This window comes from Priestia sp. P5_B4, assembly GCF_056400385.1.
This window is the reverse complement of the sequence record NZ_JBFULJ010001018.1, coordinates 1-1,254: the sequence shown is the minus strand read 5'-3', so window position 1 is coordinate 1,254 and position 1,254 is coordinate 1. Positions and strand designations below refer to the sequence as shown.

Here is a 1,254-nt window from a genome sequence, read left to right as displayed (position 1 = left end):
CTGCTATACGAATAAATGTGAAACTATCGCTTTCTACATAATAAGATTTAAACCTTTTCTCAATACGTTGAAACTCATTCCGGAATTCTTCTTGAAACACACGGAAATACTGACTTAAATTCCGATGAGTAATTAATAAAAGGTGTAAATTATCTTCATAATGATCCGTTAGTTCAGCTAGGTCTTGTAAATCCTGCATCGTTTCGTGAACTTGGATTAACTCTAAAGTTTGTAGCATTCTTCCAAATTCATCGTATGCAATAAATAGTCCTAGATTCTTCTTTTTTAGTTCATCTAGCACAAATTTAATTTGACTAATAAAATCTGTTTGGTAATCTACGAAAAATTCTGCACCGGCTGTCAATTCCGGGTAAATAGAAATAAACCAATCGATTTCTTCTTTTTCCTGATTCAAAATTGCTAATCGCCATAATTTAAAATCTTTATCATTCTCTGCTAGCAAACGTTTAAATGCTTTAAATGTCTTATTAAATTTTTCTTCCCAAAGTTCCACAACTTGTATTATTTTACCATTTTGTCCAGGTAAAACAATATCGATTTCATTTTCATTCAAAGTACGTATAATAGCATTGAGAATAGCATGTCGGAAACGCCCTTCATTTCCATTTAATGCTACTGTTAAATATGTAGTTGGACTATCCGTTACATTGTTTAATTCTTCATATATTTCATCATGTACCTTGTTAAATTTCGATTGTAGACTTTTGAACGTTTCTCTATCAACTTGTTTGGAAACAATTCCGCCAACGATTGTAGCAATTAGAGATTTACCAGTACCGTAGGGACCCACAATCATGTGAGCTTTCGAATTTGTAGAATTAGTAAACCCTTTTAACAACCCTATAAGTGATTCGGCATGAGAAGGTGTAGGTAGATATCTGTTAATAAATTCTTTTTTACCTAAATCAAATTTTATATTAACACTTGTTTTAAAAGTATCATTAGTTCTAATCATTTGGTTACACCTACCTTACGACGATATTCTTGTTGTAAAAATTCATATGGAGTAATTTCAGGAATTCTAATTAAATCTAGATTATTCGTTCGAATAAACGTTAAATTATAAATAGGATTTTGCGTTAATTCATTCAAAGCATTTACAATAGTACTTCTTTTCATGTTAAATACTTTTCCCCATAATGCGGGTTGATTAACTAAGTCCTCTACACTTATATTACTTACTCCGTGAAGGGTTTTATAATCTAAGAGTACATACATTAGCGCCGATAAACC

Annotated in this window: 1 protein-coding gene and 1 pseudogene; both read right to left on the bottom strand. The window is 31.1% G+C overall.

Going from position 1 to position 1,254, the window contains the following annotated elements:
• A pseudogene (locus AC1DRF_RS28405) lies at positions 1 to 976 on the bottom strand (hypothetical protein); the annotation flags it as partial.
• Positions 973 to 1,254, bottom strand: a 282-nt coding sequence (locus AC1DRF_RS28400) for a DUF4007 family protein (protein WP_477742360.1), incomplete at its 5' end; no start/stop codon positions are given. The pseudogene AC1DRF_RS28405 and the gene AC1DRF_RS28400, both read right to left, overlap by 4 nt.